The organism is Moorena sp. SIO3E8, assembly GCF_010692445.1.
Taxonomy (GTDB): domain Bacteria; phylum Cyanobacteriota; class Cyanobacteriia; order Cyanobacteriales; family Coleofasciculaceae; genus Moorena; species Moorena bouillonii.
In genome coordinates, this window is record NZ_JAAHHM010000334.1 from 1 (window position 1) to 1,736 (window position 1,736).

At 44.0% G+C, this 1,736-nt stretch carries 1 protein-coding gene; it reads left to right on the plus strand.

The window, feature by feature from the left end:
* The first annotated feature begins 141 nt into the window (after positions 1 to 141).
* Complete coding sequence (locus F6K46_RS39560; protein WP_293068947.1) at positions 142 to 1,701, plus strand: ISKra4 family transposase; 1,560 nt, start codon at positions 142 to 144, stop codon at positions 1,699 to 1,701.
* The last annotated feature ends 35 nt before the right edge of the window (positions 1,702 to 1,736 follow it).

Consider the following 1,736-nt stretch of genomic DNA (forward strand, 5'->3'; position numbering starts at 1 on the left):
GGGTGCGGCTCTTATAGAAAGACGATAGAATGGGGAAGAGTTTTTTAACCCAAGCTGTCCTGTAGCAGTGTTTTGAGAGAAAAAACCGAAGGACTCGACAGGCGCAACCGCAGCAGTATGAGCCAGGATTAAGTCAGACATATGCAACCATCTACTAATAATGAAGACAGATTTTTTTCAGGAGCGCGAGAGCTATTTGAACAAATAGTTGATTGGCTCGGTTCAGAAACAGTGTGCGGTTTAGAGCATGGGGAATTAGAGACGTTACTACTCGAAAATGGATACGAACTATTGAGACGACTGTTACAAGGTTACTTGGATAGACGAAGTAACGACGAAATCGAGGGTGATTGTTTAGGTAGGGACGGAGTAAACAGAACCCATAAGATCAGAGGAAACAGGAAACTAACAACCATCTTTGGCACGGTCATTGCCCATCGTATTGGTTACGGAGGAAGGAAGATCACTTCCCTCAATCCATTGGATGCAGAATTAAACTTACCACCAGAACAATACTCTCATGGACTCAGGGAGCGAGTAGCTCAAGAAGTAGCCCGTTCCGGGTTTGGAGAAACAGTGGAAATCATCTCCAAAACCACCGCCGCCAAAGTTGGTAAGCGTCAAGTTGAACAATTGGCTTATAAGAGCGCTTGTGACTTTGACTCTTTCTACGCTCAGCAACAAGCACAATCGGTTGAAGGAAAACACACAGGAGAAATAGTAGTAATTACTGTTGATGGAAAGGGTGTTGTGATGCGTACACAAGACCTACGTGCCGACACCCAAAAACGAGCACTTGCTTCTTCGAAAAAATTAAATAAACGATTAACTAAAGGGGAAAAGCGCAATGCCAAACGTATGGCAACAGTAGCTTCAGTTTATACTATTGACCCCTTGGTTCGCACACCTGAGCAAATTGTCAATCCCTCTGAATCAGACCAAAACATCAAACGACCTCGACCAATGGGCAAGCGTGTTTGGGCAAGTTTAGAAAAAGAACCATACCAGGTGATCACAGAAGCATTTGATGAGGCATTGCACCGCGACCCCAATCAACAAAAACACTTTTGTGCTCTAGTCGATGGCAATAAAACACAATTATTGCTGTTAAAGAAATATGCTCGTCAACACCAGCTCAATTTAACCATTGTGCTCGATATTATCCATGTAATTGAGTATTTATGGAAGGCAGCATTTGCCTTTTATGGGGATACCAGCCCCCAAGGGGAGGCTTGGGTGAGTCAAAGAATATTACTGATTCTTCAAGGACGCTCATCTCAGGTGGCAGCTGGGATGCGTCGCAGCGCCACATTACGTCAACTCAACCCATCACAACGTAAACCAGTGGATACCTGTGCCCAATATCTGCTCAATAACAGTGCTTACCTCCAATACAATGATTACTTGAAAGCTGGTCTTCCCATTGCTACCGGGGTGATTGAAGGTGCTTGTCGTCATCTGATTAAAGACCGCATGGATCTTACTGGAGCTAGATGGAGTCTTATGGGTGCTGAGGCGGTTTTACGTCTTCGCTCCCTTTATATTAGTGGTGATTGGAATGAATATTGGCGCTTTCACTTAAAGCAGGAACATAAACGTCATCACCTGGCTTTGTATCTTGATGGTATTCCTTTAATGAAACGACTCTTTCAAGCTTGTTGCTCTACTAATGCTCCTCCTACTCTTGCTATACCTGTCTAAACCTTATTCTTTGTCTTTTTAAAAGAGCCGCACCC

Bases quoted from the DNA above. Each gene is read 5' to 3' on its own strand.
- F6K46_RS39560 (WP_293068947.1), top strand. From the start codon at position 142: ATGCAACCATCTACTAATAATGAAGACAGATTTTTTTCAGGAGCGCGA.